This is a genomic window from Geodermatophilus sp. SYSU D00815 (genome assembly GCF_054050035.1).
In genome coordinates, this window is the sequence record NZ_JBJGYO010000002.1 from 236346 (window position 1) to 251173 (window position 14828).

The 14828-nt window shown below is 73.5% G+C and carries 14 protein-coding genes; 7 read left to right on the top strand and 7 right to left on the bottom strand.

Translation table 11 applies throughout. The annotated features are described in order from the left end of the window. Positions 1–31: 31 nt before the first annotated feature. The gene (locus tag ACI78S_RS03775; protein ID WP_456970869.1) at positions 32–1240 is read left to right on the top strand and encodes a saccharopine dehydrogenase family protein; all 1209 of its coding nucleotides are present in this window, start codon (positions 32–34) and stop codon (positions 1238–1240) included. Here ACI78S_RS03775 and map read toward each other — a convergent pair. Further along, a complete protein-coding gene (map, locus tag ACI78S_RS03780) occupies positions 1211–2026 on the bottom strand; it encodes a type I methionyl aminopeptidase (protein ID WP_456970870.1) in 816 nt (271 codons plus the stop codon). The genes ACI78S_RS03775 and map overlap by 30 nt on opposite strands. Before the next feature lie 50 nt (positions 2027–2076). Between map and ACI78S_RS03785 the strand changes: the two genes are divergently transcribed. Next, positions 2077–2340 (top strand): helix-turn-helix domain-containing protein, encoded by a 264-nt coding sequence (locus tag ACI78S_RS03785; protein ID WP_456970871.1) that lies wholly within the window; start codon positions 2077–2079, stop codon positions 2338–2340. 97 nt (positions 2341–2437) lie between these two features. Here the strand turns inward: ACI78S_RS03785 and gabT are convergent, their stop codons facing one another. From gabT to ACI78S_RS03810, 5 genes are all read right to left on the bottom strand, one after another. Continuing rightward, the gene (gene gabT / locus ACI78S_RS03790; RefSeq protein WP_456970872.1) at positions 2438–3790 is read right to left on the bottom strand and encodes a 4-aminobutyrate--2-oxoglutarate transaminase; all 1353 of its coding nucleotides are present in this window, start codon (positions 3788–3790) and stop codon (positions 2438–2440) included. A 106-nt stretch (positions 3791–3896) separates the two neighbouring features. Next, a complete protein-coding gene (locus ACI78S_RS03795) occupies positions 3897–4970 on the bottom strand; it encodes an LLM class flavin-dependent oxidoreductase (protein ID WP_456970873.1) in 1074 nt (357 codons plus the stop codon). Beyond that, complete coding sequence (locus ACI78S_RS03800; RefSeq protein ID WP_456970874.1) at positions 4967–6526, bottom strand: APC family permease; 1560 nt, start codon at positions 6524–6526, stop codon at positions 4967–4969. The genes ACI78S_RS03795 and ACI78S_RS03800 overlap by 4 nt, the downstream gene beginning before the upstream one ends. 130 nt (positions 6527–6656) lie before the next feature. Next, on the bottom strand, positions 6657–7370 hold the full coding sequence (locus tag ACI78S_RS03805; protein WP_456970875.1) for a cache domain-containing protein: 714 nt from the start codon (positions 7368–7370) through the stop codon (positions 6657–6659). Next, positions 7367–8149, bottom strand: a complete 783-nt coding sequence (locus ACI78S_RS03810; RefSeq protein ID WP_456970876.1) for a FadR/GntR family transcriptional regulator — start codon at positions 8147–8149, stop codon at positions 7367–7369. The genes ACI78S_RS03805 and ACI78S_RS03810 overlap by 4 nt, the downstream gene beginning before the upstream one ends. Positions 8150–8269: 120 nt before the next feature. Here ACI78S_RS03810 and ACI78S_RS03815 point away from each other — a divergent pair, with 120 nt between their 5' ends. The 5 genes from ACI78S_RS03815 to ACI78S_RS03835 all read left to right on the top strand — a co-directional run bounded on the left by ACI78S_RS03815 (position 8270) and on the right by ACI78S_RS03835 (position 14113). After that, complete coding sequence (locus ACI78S_RS03815; RefSeq protein ID WP_456970877.1) at positions 8270–9754, top strand: (Fe-S)-binding protein; 1485 nt, start codon at positions 8270–8272, stop codon at positions 9752–9754. Between the two features lie 2 nt (positions 9755–9756). Continuing rightward, on the top strand, positions 9757–11310 hold the full coding sequence (locus ACI78S_RS03820) for an FAD-binding oxidoreductase (protein ID WP_456970878.1): 1554 nt from the start codon (positions 9757–9759) through the stop codon (positions 11308–11310). Continuing rightward, on the top strand, positions 11297–11614 hold the full coding sequence (locus ACI78S_RS03825) for a hypothetical protein (RefSeq protein WP_456970879.1): 318 nt from the start codon (positions 11297–11299) through the stop codon (positions 11612–11614). Before ACI78S_RS03820 ends, ACI78S_RS03825 begins: the two co-directional genes overlap by 14 nt. Positions 11615–11702: 88 nt before the next feature. Beyond that, the gene (locus ACI78S_RS03830; RefSeq protein ID WP_456970880.1) at positions 11703–13148 is read left to right on the top strand and encodes a gamma-aminobutyraldehyde dehydrogenase; all 1446 of its coding nucleotides are present in this window, start codon (positions 11703–11705) and stop codon (positions 13146–13148) included. 41 nt (positions 13149–13189) lie between these two features. After that, entirely contained in the window at positions 13190–14113 is a 924-nt protein-coding gene (locus ACI78S_RS03835; protein ID WP_456970881.1) for an oxygenase MpaB family protein, read from the top strand. An 89-nt stretch (positions 14114–14202) separates the two neighbouring features. Here ACI78S_RS03835 and ACI78S_RS03840 read toward each other — a convergent pair whose 3' ends face one another. Further along, entirely contained in the window at positions 14203–14700 is a 498-nt protein-coding gene (locus ACI78S_RS03840) for an Lrp/AsnC family transcriptional regulator (protein ID WP_456970882.1), read from the bottom strand. Between the last annotated feature and the right edge of the window lie 128 nt (positions 14701–14828).

Sequence of the window (14828 nt, forward strand, 5' to 3'; positions counted from 1 at the left end):
CAACACCACGAAAAGCAGTGAAGGAGAGGTAATGCGCATCCTGCTGGTCGGCGCCGGCGGAGTCGGGGGCGCCGTGACCGCGATCGCGGCCCGCCGCGACTTCTTCGAGGCGGTGGTGGTGGCCGACTACGACCCCGCGCGGGCCGAGAAGGCGGTCGCCGCGGTGGCCGACCCGCGGTTCACCGCGGCCCGGGTGGACGCCTCCGACGAGGCCGCCGTCCGCGCACTGCTGGCCGAGCACCGCTGCGACGTCCTGCTCAACGCCACCGACCCCCGCTTCGTGATGCCGCTGTTCCGCGCCGCGCTGGAGGCCGGCGCGACGTACCTCGACATGGCGATGTCGCTGTCCCGGCCGCACCCCGAGCGGCCGTACGAGCTCACCGGCGTCAAGCTCGGCGACGAGCAGTTCGCGCTGGCCGGCGAGTGGGAGGCGCGCGGGCAGCTGGCGCTGGTGGGCATCGGCGTGGAGCCGGGCCTGTCCGACGTCTTCGCCCGGTACGCCGCCGACCACCTGTTCTCCTCCATCGACGAGCTGGGCGTGCGGGACGGGGCGAACCTGTCCGTCCGCGGCTACGACTTCGCGCCGTCGTTCAGCATCTGGACGACGATCGAGGAGTGCCTGAACCCGCCGGTGGTGTGGGAGCAGGACAAGGGCTGGTTCACCACCTCGCCGTTCAGCGAGCCGGAGGTCTTCGACTTCCCCGAGGGCATCGGGCCGGTCGAGTGCGTCAACGTGGAGCACGAGGAGGTCCTCCTCATGCCGCGCTGGGTGGACGCGAAGCGGGTCACCTTCAAGTACGGGCTCGGCGAGGAGTTCATCGACGTCCTGAAGACCCTGCACAAGCTCGGGCTGGACTCGACGACGCCGGTGCGGGTCGGGGGCGTGGAGGTCTCACCGCGCGACGTCGTCGCCGCCTGCCTGCCCGACCCCGCCGGGCTGGGCGAGCTGATGGAGGGCAAGACCTGCGCGGGGCTGTGGGTGCGCGGCACCGGCCCCGACGGGCAGCCGCGGGAGGTGTACCTCTACCACGTCGTCGACAACGCGTGGTCGATGAGCGAGTACGGCTCCCAGGCGGTGGTCTGGCAGACCGCGATCAACCCCGTCGTCGCGCTGGAGCTGCTGGCCGGCGGGGCGTGGCGGGGCAGCGGCGTGCTCGGCCCCGAGGCCTTCGACGCGGTGCCCTTCCTCGACCTGCTGACCGCGTACGGGTCACCGTGGGGGATGCGCGAGGGCGGGTGAGCTCGCCCCGCCGGTGAGCACGCGCGGGCCGTCGTCGGTGACGGCGACGGTGTGCTCGACGTGCGCGGCGCGGCTGCCGTCGGAGGTGCGCACGCTCCAGCCGTCCCCGCCCGTCTCTACGGTGTCGGTCCACGAGGTGTCGTCGCCGCCGGCCATGAACCACGGCTCGACGGCGATCACCAGGCCGGGCCGCAGGCGCAGGCCGCGGCCGGCACGGCCCTCGTTGGGCACGTGCGGCTCCTCGTGCATGCGGCGGCCGACGCCGTGCCCGCCGTGGGCGGTGTCGATGCCGACGCCGGCGGCGCGGCCGACGGCGGCGATGGCGGCCGAGATGTCGCCGAGGCGGCCACCCGGCACCGCCGCGGCGATGCCCGCGGCCAGCGCCCGCTCCGCGGTGTCGATAAGGGCGAGGTCGGCCGGGGCGCCCGCGCCGACGGTCAGCGAGATCGCGGAGTCCCCGACCCAGCCGTCGAGGGTGGCGCCGGCGTCGATGCTGAGCAGGTCGCCCTCGGCCAGCCGCCGGCCGTTCGGGATGCCGTGCAGCGCGACGTCGTTCACCGAGGTGCAGATGACGCCGGGGTACGGCGGCATCGACCGGTGCGGCCGGTAGCCGAGGAACGGCGAGGTCGCGCCGGCGTCGGCCAGCACGGCGCGGGCCACCTCGTCGAGGTCGCGCAGGCGCACGCCGGGGGCGGCGGCGGCGCGCGCGGCCGCGAGCACCCGGGCGACCACCTCGCCCGCCGCGCGCATCGCGTCGATCTCGCCGGGTGTCCGCAGCTCGACCATGACCGTCCCTCCGGGAGTCGGTATTCCTATCCCGGTATTACTATCACGCCATGGTCCGACCGCCGCTCACGGCCGCCGAACGGGAACGCGGACGCCGGTTGGGCGCGCTGCTGCGCGCGGCCCGGGGCGGGCGCAGCCCGGCGGAGGTCTCCGCGGCGTCGGGCGTGAGCCTCGAGGCGCTGCGCAAGATCGAGACCGGCCGCGTGCCCACGCCGGCGTTCTTCACCGTGGCCGCCCTGGCCCGCGCCCTGGACATCCCGCTGGAGCGCCTGGCCGCCCTCGACGAGCCGGTGAAGACCGCCGAAGCGGTCTGAGCCGCCGTGATCGTCGCGGGGAGGAGCCGGTCAGCCGGCCTCCGTGGTGACCGCCTCCTCGCGCCGGACCCCCACGACCCGGATCTCGCCGGACGCGTCAGCCGGCCTCGGTGGCGAAGGCCTCCTCGAGCACGTCGAGCGCCTCGGTGAGCAGCTCCTGGCCGATCACCAGCGGCGGCAGGAAGCGCAGCACGTTGCCGAACGTGCCGGCGGTCAGGACGACGACGCCGCGGGCGTGGCAGGCCTTGGCCACCCGGCCGGTGAGCGCGGCGTCCGGCTCGAGGGTGCCCGGCCGCACCAGCTCGACGGCCAGCATCCCGCCGCGGCCGCGGACGTCGCCGACGGCCGGGAACCGCTCCTGCAGCGCCCGCAGGCGGGGCAGCATGGTCGCCTCGATGCCCCGGGCGGCCCCGCAGAGGTCCTGCTCGCGCATCGTGCGGATCGACGCGAGCGCCGCCGCGCAGGCCACCGGGTTGCCGCCGTACGTGCCGCCCAGCCCGCCGGTGTGCACGGCGTCCATGAGCTCGGCCCGGCCGGTGACCCCGGCCAGGGGCAGGCCCCCGGCGATCCCCTTCGCCGTCGTCACCAGGTCGGGCACGACACCCTCGTGCTCGCTGGCGAACCAGTCGCCGGTGCGGCAGAAGCCGGTCTGCACCTCGTCGGCGATGAACACCGCCCCGGCCTGCCGGCACCACTCGGCCAGGGCCGGCATGAACCCGGGCGCCGGGACGACGAACCCGCCCTCGCCCTGGACCGGCTCGATCAGCACCGCCGCGACGTTCGCCGCCCCGACCTGGCTCTCCACGAGCGCGAGCGCCCGCGCGGCCGCCTCGGCGCCGGTCATGCCCTCGGGGTCGCGGAACGGGTAGCTCATCGGCACCCGGTAGACCTCGGGCGCGAACGGCCCGAAGCCGAACTTGTAGGGCATCGACTTGGCCGTCAGCGCCATCGTGAGGTTGGTGCGGCCGTGGTAGGCGTGGTCGAAGACGACGACGGCCGAGCGCCCCGTGGCCACCCGGGCCACCTTGACCGCGTTCTCCACGGCCTCCGCGCCCGAGTTGAACAGCGCCGAGCGCTTCTCGTGGTCGCCGGGGGTCAGGCGGTTGAGCTCCTCGCTGACGGCGACGTAGCCCTCGTACGGCGTGACCATGAAGCAGGTGTGGGTGAAGGCGGCCACCTGCTGCTGCACCGCCTCGACCACGGCCGGCGCGGCGTGGCCCACGTTCACCACCGCGATGCCGGCGCCCAGGTCGATCAGCGAGTTGCCGTCGACGTCGACCAGGACGCCGCCGCCGGCACGCTCCACGAACACCGGCAGCGTGCCGCCGACGGCGGAGGACACCGCCGCCGTGCGCCGGGCCATCAGCTCCCGCGAGCGGGGGCCGGGCACCTCGGTGACCAGCCGCCGCTCCTGCGGCAGGGACCCGGTCGGGGTGAGCACGCCGGTCATCGCGGCCTCCTGGTACTCGTCGCGACGCTTTCCGCGCGATCTGGGGTTCCCGGCGACTGTATGCGTCGACCGGCCCGCCCGGCGAGGCGAGCCGGTCGCCCCCGTGTCAGCCCGCGGAGGCCCCCGCGGGCGTCCGCTCGAAGGCCGGCATGACCTCGTCGTGGATCAGCTGCAGCTGCTCCTCGACCGTCGCCACGCCCGGCACCTCCCGCCCGGTGAACGCCTTGACCAGCGAGGCGTCGGTGATCGCCGCGATCACGTGGTTGACCCCGGCGGGCTCGATCTCCCGGATCTTGGCCACCACCTCGTCCGGCGTGCCGGCGAAGGAGAGCTTCTCGGCGATCTCGGGCGTCGTCAGCTCCACACCCCGCGCCAGGTCACCGGCGCCGATGGCGTCGATGATCGGCTTGAGGCTCTCCGGGTCGACCCCGTTGCGCTCGAGCTGCTCGGCCGGCATCGAGGAGGCGTAGATGCCGACCATGCTGCGGGCGGCGTCCTTGGCGGCGGCGGAGTCCCGGCCGACCGAGACGACGACCCAGGCGCCGAAGTCCAGCGTCGTCCAGTCCTTGCCGGCCCGCTCGGCCCCGATCCGCAGGTGCTCGGCGGCGTACTCGTAGGCCTCCCGGGTGTAGCTCAGGGCGTGGTGGCAGCCGTCGGAGAACTCGGCCGCGGCCTCGAACGAGCGCGGGCCGCGCATGGAGCCGATCATGACCGGCAGCCGCTCCTGCACGGGGCGCGCGAAGGTGAACAGGCCCTCGTACTTGAAGAACTCGCCGTCGAAGTTGATCGCCCCCTCGTCGAGCAGGGTGCGCACCACCTTCACGCCCTCGACCACCCGGGACAGCGGCTTGGTCTTCTTCCAGTCGATCTTGTAGTTGGCGAGCAGGCCGAAGTTGCCGCTGCCGAGGACGACCTCGGCGCGGCCACCGGTGAGCTCGTCCAGCGTCGCGGCCGCCTGGGCGATCAGCGTCGGCTCGCGCAGGACGACGCCGGAGAGGCTGGGCCCGAACCGCACCCGCGAGGTCTGCTGGGACGCGGCCGCGAAGAGCAGCCAGAGGTCCTTGTGCCAGGTCTCGTCCGCCGCGTAGCAGGCGTGGAAGCCGAGCTCGTCGGCGAGCTTGATCGCCCGCATGGACTCCTCGAGCGGGTAGTCGGGGAGCATGGCGTAGCTGAACTTCATCGGATCTCCTCACTCGCCTGGGCACGCGCGGCCTCGGGCGAGGCGTCGCGCCGGATCTGTCGGAGCTGTGCTGCCACCTCGCGGGCGTCGCCCTCGGGGATGTCTGCGGAGTGCCGGTCGGGCCGGGCCAGGAACAGGTAGAGCAGGCCGCTGACGGCCACGATGGCCAGGCCGATCGCCACGATCCAGCGGTCGAGGAACGTCTCGGTCCCCGGCGCGGGCTTGATCAGCAGGATGATCGCGAAGATCCCGTAGGCCAGCGCCAGCACGTTGACGACCATCCCGGCGCCGCCGAGGTTCCACAGCCCGGCCGGCCGCCAGCCCTTCAGCCGCTGCCGCAGCGCCGCCAGGACGACGGCCTGGAAGGCGATGTAGATGCCGAGCACCGCGAAGGCGGTGACGCGCGGCAGCGCGTCGGGCTGGAAGAAGACGAACAGGCAGATGAGCATCGGGACCACGCACACGACGAGCAGCGCGTTCGTGGGGACGGCGTGCCGGCTCGAGACGTGCGCGAGCCAGCCGCTGGCCGGCAGCATGCGGTCGCGGGCGAACGCGTAGAGCAGCCGGCTGCCGGCCGCCTGCAGCGAGAGCACGCAGGAGATGAAGGCCGTCACGGTGACGACGAGGAAGACCTTCGACCCGGCGGTGCCGAGCGTGCTCTCGAGGATCGACGGGATGGGGTCGGCGTCCTCCCCGGCCACGATGGCCGGCAGGTCCGGCGCGGCCAGCACGTAGCCGGCGTAGGAGAGCAGCCCGGAGACGCCGCCCACGAGGATGGTCAGGATCATCGCCCGCGGGATGCGGCGGGTCGGGTCGGAGACCTCCTCGGCGACGTCGCCGCACGCCTCGAAGCCGTAGAAGAGGAACAGGCCGGACAGCGACGCGGCCAGGAACGGGCCGAGGTAGCCCCCCTCACCCGTGCCCAGGGTGTCGAAGAAGATCGAGAACGGCTGCTCGCGCTGGAACAGCAGCAGGTAGAGCCCCAGCACGATGACGCCGATGAGCTCGGCGGCGAGGCCGATCTTGGCGATGCGGGCCAGGTTGCGGGTGCCGCTGTAGTTGACGACGAAGGCGATCAGCAGCAGCCCGACGGCGGTCGCGAGCGCGACGCCCGGGGTGGCCTCGATGCCGAACAGGGCGGCGACGAAGCCGCCGCCGAACTCGGCCACCGAGGTGATGGTGACGATGATCGCCCAGATGTAGACCCACGAGACGATCCACGCGTACCGGCGGTTCCACAGCCGCCGCGTCCACGGGTAGATGCCGCCGGCCAGCGGGTACTGCGAGACCACCTCGCCGAAGACCAGCGAGACGAGCAGCTGGCCGGCGCCGACGATGACGATCCACCAGATCGCCGGCGGCCCGCCGATCGACAGGCTGTAGGCGAACAGCGAGTACACGCCCACCAGCGGGGACAGGTACGTGAAGCCGAGCGCCATGTTGGCCCAGAGGCCCATGCTGCGCTCGAACTGGCCGGAGTAGCCCAGCGCGGCGAGCTGCGCGTCGTCGTCGAGCGGAGCGGCGGGCGGTGCGGCGTGCGGTCCAGAGGGGTGCACCGGGCCTCCTCGTCTGCCGAGAGGTCGATGGCCCGGGTGTGCCGTGGGCCACAGGTTCGCGCGAAAACCTATAGAGGCGAAGTTCTGAGGACAAGAGCCCGGCGCGATCTCCTCGCCGCCGACGGCGGCGTCAGGCGCTCAGCACACCCGGCTCGTCGACCGGCACCACCCGCCACGGCACCCCCGGCACCTCCGTCGCGGGACCGGCACCACCCGGCACGGCCGCCAGCAGGTCCCCCACCAGGCGGCGCGGCGACGTGGAGAGGACCACCCGGTCCTCGTCGTTGACGAGCAGGAACCGGCCCGGCAGCGAGCCCAGCTCGGCCAGCAGGTGGGTCTCGAACCGGCGGACCGGCACGTCGGCGCCGACCACGCCGGCGAACTCGCCCTCGACCACGACCGGCTCGGTGAACGTCAGCACGTAGCGGCCGGTGCCGTGCACGTCGACGTACGGCCCGACGACGTGCCGCCGTCCGGTCCGCCGCGGGACGGCGAACCACTCGGCGGCCGTGTAGTCGTAGTAGCCCAGGCTGGTGGGGCGGAGGTCGGGCTCGAGGGTGCGGAGCTTGCCGCCGTCCGGGTCGACCTGCCACCACTCGAGCCGCAGCGGCAGCCCGCGCTCCGGTCGCGGCGCCACGACCAGCCCGCAGCCGACCGCGAGCTGGCCGGGCCGCAGCAGCAGCCCGGGCACGTCCTCCCCCAGCACCGGGCGCCCGGCCCGCAGGTCGGCCCGGGCCCCCGGCCGGAGGGTCGCGGCGTGCACCTCGCCGACCGTGGTGAAGACGCGCTCGACCACGTCGGAGACCGCGGCGAGCACCTGCGGGAGCACCCGGGTCGCGCTCACGAGACCTCGCGGCGCACCGCGGCGCCCTCGTCGGAGCCGGCGCGCAGGCGCAGCTCGGTGGACCACAGCGTGCGCGTCTCGATGTGCCCCTCGGTCAGGGCCCGGGCGGTGACTGCGTCGCGGGCGGCGATCGCGTCGACGACCGCCCGGTGGCTGGCCACGATGACCCCGAGCAGCTCGGGTGCGTGCGCGGGCGGCCAGGGCAGCTGCCCGAGCTCGAGGTGCAGGTCCATCAGCTGCATGGTGAGGCGCACCGACTGGGCGCAGGCGGCCAGCTCGATGTAGTAGCGCCCCTCGGCCCGGCGCTGGTCGGTCACCGAGTCGGCCCGCGCCAGGCGGTCGACGATGTCGCGCAGCCGCGCCACCTCGGTGCGGGAGGCGCGCGTCGCGGCCAGCCGCGCCGCGGCGGCCGCGACCGCCCCGTGGACGTCGCCGAGCTCCCGCAGGTCGGTGGTCCCCAGCTCCGCCAGCCGGGTGTCGGCGAGGGCGCCGAGCACGTCGTCGCGGGCCCGCACGAAGCTGCCGCCGCCGCGGCCGCGGCGGGTCTCCACCAGGCCCAGCCCGCGCAGCTCGGCGAGCGCCTCGCGCAGGGTCATCGTGGAGACGTTGAGCATCGTCGCGAGGTCGGTCTCGGCCGGGAGCTGCTCCCCGTCGCCGAGGAGCCCGAGCGCGATCGCGCTGCCCACGCGGCGCACCACCGTCTCGCTGCGCAGGGCGCGGTCGTCGAGGGGCGCGAAGACGGCGCGGCGGGCGTCACCGCTGAGCAGCTGCACGCTCACCTCCCCCTCCGGATCCCCAGAGTCTCGCACCCCGGGCAAGACGCCATAAGCGTTGATTCCATAGGTTTTCCTCGTTAGCGTGGCCCCCGCCACACCCGATCCTGTGACGAGGAGCACGCCGTGACACAGGTCCAGCCCGAGCGGACCCCGGACGCCCTGTCCGAGCCGTTCACCCCGGGCGCCCCGTCCAACCCGCCGGAGCTGGCGGACTACCCCGAGACCCTGGCCGGCCCGGTGCCCGCGCCGCGGCAGGACCCGCAGACCGCGGCCTTCGTCGAGCAGTGGCGCAACACGTCGTACAACTGCTTCTCCTCCGGTCACAAGTTCTGCCGCGAGGTCTGCCCGGTCACCCAGGTCGAGCGCAACGAGTCGTGGACGCCCACCGCCTTCCACGCGAACGTGGTGGCGATGGAGCGCGGCGAGCTCGACGTCGAGGACATCGCCGCCGACTACGTGAACTGCACCCAGTGCGGCGCCTGCGAGCTGCGGTGCCCGAACACGCTGTTCACCGGCGACTTCTACCGCTTCCGCACCCGGACGGTCGACGTCGTCAAGGCGGTGCGCTCGCTCGCGGTCGAGAAGGGCGTGCACCAGCCGAACTGGAAGATCTGGAACGAGCGCACCGACCTGCGCACCCACGAGCCGGTGCTCGGCGAGACCCCGGTGAGCCAGGAGCGGGTCCGCGACTGGGCCGAGGGGCTCGACATCCCGATCGGCGGCGAGACGGTCCTGTTCGTCGACTGCGAGGCCGCCTTCTACCGGACGTCGGTGCCCCGAGCGGTCGCCCAGATGCTGCAGCTGGCCGGCTACGAGTTCGGCCTGATGGGCGAGCAGTGGTGCTGCGGCGGCCCGGCCGCGGAGATGGGCTACGCCGAGCAGGCGCAGCGCTTCGCCCGGCACAACCTGGACAACTGGCGGGCCACCGGCACCAAGCGGGTGCTCGTGCTCGACCCGCACGACTACATCAGCTTCACCGAGGACTACCCCAAGTACTTCGGCGAGGAGTTCGACATCGAGGTCGTCCTCGTGCTCGACGTCCTGGCCGAGCTCCTGCGCGAGGGCCGGCTGACGCCCACCGTGCCGGTCGACCGCGCGATCACGTACCACGACCCGTGCCGGCTCAACAAGCGCAAGGGCATCTGGAAGGAGCCCCGCGAGCTGCTGCGGGCGATCCCCGGGCTCCGGTTCGAGGACGTCGACCGGGTGACGCAGTGGTCGTACTGCTCGGGCGGCGGGGGCGGCCTGCCGATCGAGAAGCCCGAGCTGACCGCGAAGATCAGCGCCGCCCGCCTGGAGCGGGCCGCCGAGCTCGACGTCGACACGCTCGTGAGCGCCTGCCCCTGGTCGGAGCGCCCGCTGTCGGAGGCCGGCGACGCCGAGGACATCGACGTCGTCGACCTCCACGAGCTGTTCGCGCAGTCCCTCGGCATCACCGTGGGCGGGTCGCGCGGCGACGTCGGCGACCGCCGGCTGGCCCAGGAGCGCACCGGCGTCCCCGGCCGGGCCCGGCGGGAGCGCGGGAGCAGCCGCGGCGGGTGCGGCGGCGGTGGCTGCGGCGGTGGCTGCGGCAACGGTTCCGGCGGCTGCGGGTGCGGAGGGCACTGACCATGACGATCACCGAACCGGCGCCCTTCACCCGGGAGCCCCTCGACGACGCCGCGCTGACCACCCTGGTGACGGCGCTGCGGCCGGTGCTGGGCGACGACCAGATCCTGCTGGCCAAGACCGACCGCTACAACCGCGCCCGCGTGCCCGCGCCGTTCCCGGTGCACCGCTGGTCGGAGCGGGTGCCCGACGTGGTGGTCATGCCCACCTCCACCGAGCAGGTGGCGGCGGTCGTGAAGATCGCCAACGACCTGCGCATCCCGGTGGTCCCCCGCGACGGCGGCACCGGCCTCACCGACGGCGCCGTCCCCATGCGCCGCGGCATCGTCGTCGACGTCAAGAAGATGAACCAGATCCACGAGCTCGACCTGGTCAACCGCACGGTCACCGTGGGCACCGGCATCAACATGCTCAAGCTCAACGAGCGGCTGGCCCGGCACGGGCTGTTCTACCCGGACGACCCGGCGTCCTACCCCTGCTCGCTGGTCGGCGGGCGGATCGGCACCAGCGGCTGGTCGCTCATCGGCGCCCGCTACGGGCACACCCGCGACCTGGTGCTCAGCTTCGACCACGTGCTGCCCACCGGCGAGGTGCTGCACGTGGGCGACGGCATCGGGCAGAAGATCAGCAAGAGCTCCAGCGGCTACCAGCTCAAGCACCTGTTCATGGGCCACCAGGGCACGCTCGGCATCGCCACCAGGGCGACGCTGAAGCTGTTCCCGAAGCCGGAGGCCGAGCTGTCGCCGTTCTGGGCGTTCGACAACTACGACGACGCCTACGCCTGCGTCGGCGCCCTCGCCCGGGCGGGGGTGGCCACCTTCGCCGGCGCGGTCCTGTTCGACGAGCACAAGGTCGCCTACCTGCGGCGGGACGACGAGGCGTACATCCCCCAGCCGACCGACGTCCGGGCGCTGGTGTGCGCGGTGATGTACGGCTACGAGGACGAGGTGCGCGCCGGCGGCAGGCGGCTGTTCCGCATCGCCAAGGAGCACCGCGCGCGCTACCTGGGCGACGAGATCTCCGAGGGCGACTGGGCCGCCCGGCACGACCGGTACGCCACCCCCCTGCACGGGCGCACCAAGGACGGCCAGGTCATCCCGATGTCCTGGCACTGCGAGGACGCCGCGGTCAACTACTCGAACCTGCCGGCCGTGACGAAGGCCTGGCACGAGATCGTCGCGGACCTGCGGCGCAAGACCGACGTCTTCGACGACTGGGGCATGTTCGCCTACACCTCGGCCAACACCGGGGTCGACTACCTCACCGAGATCGACGTGGGCATCTGGGAGCAGCGGCTCGACGACGCCGCCTGGGCCGCGTGGGTGCAGGCCAAGCGGGACATCGCCGCGGTGGCCATCGCCCACGGGGGCTCGATGAGCGCCTGCCACGGCTCGTGCCGGGAGGGTGAGGTCGACCTGCTGCCGCAGGAGCTGGGCAAGGGCTTCGACGTGATGCTCGAGGTCAAGCGAGCCCTGGACCCGAACAACATCATGAACCCGGGCAAGTACCTGCTCGACCGGGCGTACGGGAGGGACGTGACCGATGAGAACCGATGACCAGCCCACCGGTCCGGCCGCCACGGCCCCCTACCGCTTCGCCGAGCAGCACACCCCGCCGGCGCCGCTGCGGGTCAGCGAGGTGGCCCAGACGACGTTCGAGCACGTCTACGAGGTGGACCCGCGGCTGATGCAGGTGCACGTGCTGCAGCAGGTGTTCCCCAACTGGGACACCCTGCGGATCATGCGCAGCCGGCACGACCACCTCGAGTGGATGCACCGGCACTTCGCCACCCGGGTGGTGACCGGCTCGGAGCTGCTGGCCGAGATCGACGACGGCGGCGGTACGACGGTTTCCGCGTGATCGGTAGCGTTGGGCCACGGGTTCCGTTGACAGGGCAGGCATTCACCGGTGGAGTGCCGAGTACCCACCGAGAGCATGGAGGACGGTCGTGAGCGACAAGCTGGAGCTGCGCAACTTCGTCGGCGGCGAGCACGTCGACGCCGCGGACGGGCGCCGGTCCGACCTCGTCGACCCGGCCACCGGTGAGGTCTTCGCGACCGCCCCGGTGTCGACGGACGAGGACGTCGACCGCGCGTACCGGGTCGCCGCCGACGCGTTCGAGACGTGGCGGGACGCGACGCCGTCGGAGCGGCAGAAGGCGCTGCTCAAGCTGGCCGACCTGGTCGAGGAGCACGCCGACGAGCTGGTGGCGCTGGAGAGCCGCAACACCGGCAAGCCCATCGCGCTGACGGCCAGCGAGGAGATCCCGCCGATGGTCGACCAGCTCCGGTTCTTCGCCGGGGCGGCGCGAGCGCTCGAGGGCAAGGCCGCGGCCGAGTACCTGAAGGGCCACACGTCGTGGATCCGGCGGGAGCCGATCGGCGTCGTCGGCCAGGTCACGCCGTGGAACTACCCGATGATGATGGCGGTCTGGAAGATCGGCCCGGCCCTGGCCGCGGGCAACGCCGTCGTCCTCAAGCCGTCCGACACCACGCCGGCCACCACCATCCGGCTGGCCGAGCTGGCCGCCGAGGCGTTCCCGGCCGGGGTGCTCAACGTGATCTGCGGTGACCGCGACACCGGCCGCGCGCTGGTCTCGCACAAGATCCCGCAGCTGGTGGCCATCACCGGCTCGGTGCGCGCCGGCATGCAGGTGGCCGAGGCCGCCTCGCACGACCTCAAGCGGGTGCACCTCGAGCTCGGCGGCAAGGCGCCGGTCGTCGTCTTCGACGACGCCGACCTCGAGGCCGCCGCCGAGAACATCGCCATCGCCGGTTACTTCAACGCCGGCCAGGACTGCACCGCGGCCACCCGGGTGCTGGCCGCGCCCGGCATCCACGACGACTTCGTCGCCGCGCTCTCGGAGCAGGCGAAGAACACCGCCACCACCTTCGAGAAGGGCGCCGCCGACGAGGACGCGCTCGTGCCGCCGGTGAACAACGCCAACCAGCTGGCCCACGTCACCGGCTTCCTCGATCGGGCGCCCGACCACGCCGAGATCACCGCCGGCGGCCACCGCCAGGGCGACCGCGGCTTCTTCGTCGAGCCCACCGTCGTCGCCGGCCTGCGCCAGGACGACGAGATGGTGCAGCGGGAGATCTTCGGCCCGGTGATCACCGTGCAGCGCTTCACCGACGAGGACGAGGCGGTCCGCTGGGCCAACGGCGTGGAGTACGGCCTGGCCTCCAGCGTGTGGACCAAGGACTTCGGCCGCGCCATGCGGATGAGCAAGCGGCTGGACTTCGGCTGCGTGTGGATCAACACCCACATCCCGCTGGTCGCCGAGATGCCGCACGGCGGCTTCAAGCACTCCGGCTACGGCAAGGACCTGTCGATGTACGGGTTCGAGGACTACACCCGGATCAAGCACGTCATGGCGAACATCGAGAGCTGACGTCATGGCGGGCATCGAGAGCTGAGCGCAGGCTGGGCGGGGTGCGCCTCCTCCCCGCCCTGGCCGCGCCGCTGCTCGACGGCGCCCGCACCACCTTCCGAGCCCGCGTCTCCGGCGACCCCACCGGCGTCCCGGCGTGGGTGCGCGACATCGACCGGGTCGGTGAGGGGCCGGGCTGGTTCGAGCCCGACGGCGTGGTCTGGCGGGTGCACGGCGACCTCTCCACGCTGGTCGGCGGGGTGACCGCGCTGCTCGGCCAGGCCGCGCACCCGCTGGCGCTGGCCGGCGTGGAGCGGCACTCCGCCTACCGCGACGACCCGTGGCGCCGGTTGGCCGGCACCGCGCGCTGGCTGGTGGTGACGACGTTCGGCTCGGCCGAGCTCGCCGAGCGCGAGGCGGCGCGGGTGCGGGCGATGCACCGCCGGGTGGCCGGCGCCGACGAGCGCGGCCGGCCCTACTCGGCGGGCGACCCCGCGCTGCTGCGCTGGGTGCACCTGGCCTTCACCGACGCCTTCCTCGCCGCGCAGGCCGCCGTCGGTCGCGACATGGGCCGGTTCGGGCGCCGGTGGCCGGACGCCTACGTCGCCGACTGGGCGCGCAGCGCCGAGGCGCTCGGCGCCACCGACCTCCCGCGGTCGGCCGCCGAGCTGGCCGAGGCCCTGGCCGCCTGCGTCCCCTCGCTCGAGCCCGTGCCGGGCGACCTGCGGGCCTTCCTCGCCGGGCCGCCGGGGCTGGGCGCGGCCGAGCGGGTCTTCTACGCCGGCCTCTCGGCCGCGGCCGGGCTGCTGGTGTCGCCGTCGGTGGCGCCGTTCGCGGGGGTCCCCGGCCGGGCCGCCCGGGGGTTGCCCGAGCGCGGGCAGCTCGCCGTCACGCGGGCGCAGCTGCGCGGGCTGCAGGTGGTGCTGGGCCCGCGCAGCCCGTCGGAGGAGGCCGCCCGCCGGCGCCTCGGCCCCGGTCGCCCGTGAGGCCCGTCCCGGGCACTGGGTACCGAGAGCCCGGGGAGGTGCCGGGCTTCCGGTGCAGAAAGCCCGGTTGTCGTCGGCGGGCGGCGGGGTCAGAGGGCGGCGTCGGCGGCGACCGGCTCCTCGGGGCGGCGGGTGCCCCACGCGTAGGTCTGCTTGCGCAGCCCCAGGTAGACGAACGTCTCGGTGGACTCCACGCCCTCGACGTCGCGGATGCGGCTCACCGTGTCGAGCAGCCGGTCGTCGTCCTCGCAGACGACCTCCACCAGCACGTCGAACGAGCCGGCCGTGACGACGACGTAGTCGACCTCGTCGAAGGCGGCCAGCGCGTCGGCGACCTTGCGGGTGTCCCCGCGGGTGCGCACGCCGACCATCGCCTGCCGGGCGAAGCCCACCTGCATCGGGTCGGTCACGCCGACGATCTGCACGATCCCCGCGTCCAGCAGCCGCTGCACCCGCTGGCGGACGGCGGCCTCGGACAGCCCGACCGCGGCGGCGATCCGCGCGTAGGGACGGCGGCCGTCCTCCTGCAGCTGCTCGATGATGGCCCGCGAGACGTCGTCCAGCACCACCCCGGTCCGGACCGACACCGTGCACCACCTTCCGACTCAACCCGTCGTCGGCGACGGGTTCTACTGCCGTGATCGTAGCCGCGGCGGCCCCCGTACGGTCCGATCCGCAGCGGGACGGCCGGGCTGCCACGGCGCCGGTCAGGCAA

Bases quoted from the DNA above. Each gene is read 5' to 3' on its own strand.
- ACI78S_RS03825 (WP_456970879.1), top strand. From the start codon at position 11,297: ATGAGAACCGATGACCAGCCCACCGGTCCGGCCGCCACGGCCCCCTAC.
- gabT (WP_456970872.1), bottom strand. From the start codon at position 3,790: ATGACCGGCGTGCTCACCCCGACCGGGTCCCTGCCGCAGGAGCGGCGG.
- map (WP_456970870.1), bottom strand. From the start codon at position 2,026: ATGGTCGAGCTGCGGACACCCGGCGAGATCGACGCGATGCGCGCGGCG.
- ACI78S_RS03785 (WP_456970871.1), top strand. From the start codon at position 2,077: ATGGTCCGACCGCCGCTCACGGCCGCCGAACGGGAACGCGGACGCCGG.
- ACI78S_RS03795 (WP_456970873.1), bottom strand. From the start codon at position 4,970: ATGAAGTTCAGCTACGCCATGCTCCCCGACTACCCGCTCGAGGAGTCC.
- ACI78S_RS03820 (WP_456970878.1), top strand. From the start codon at position 9,757: ATGACGATCACCGAACCGGCGCCCTTCACCCGGGAGCCCCTCGACGAC.
- ACI78S_RS03775 (WP_456970869.1), top strand. From the start codon at position 32: ATGCGCATCCTGCTGGTCGGCGCCGGCGGAGTCGGGGGCGCCGTGACC.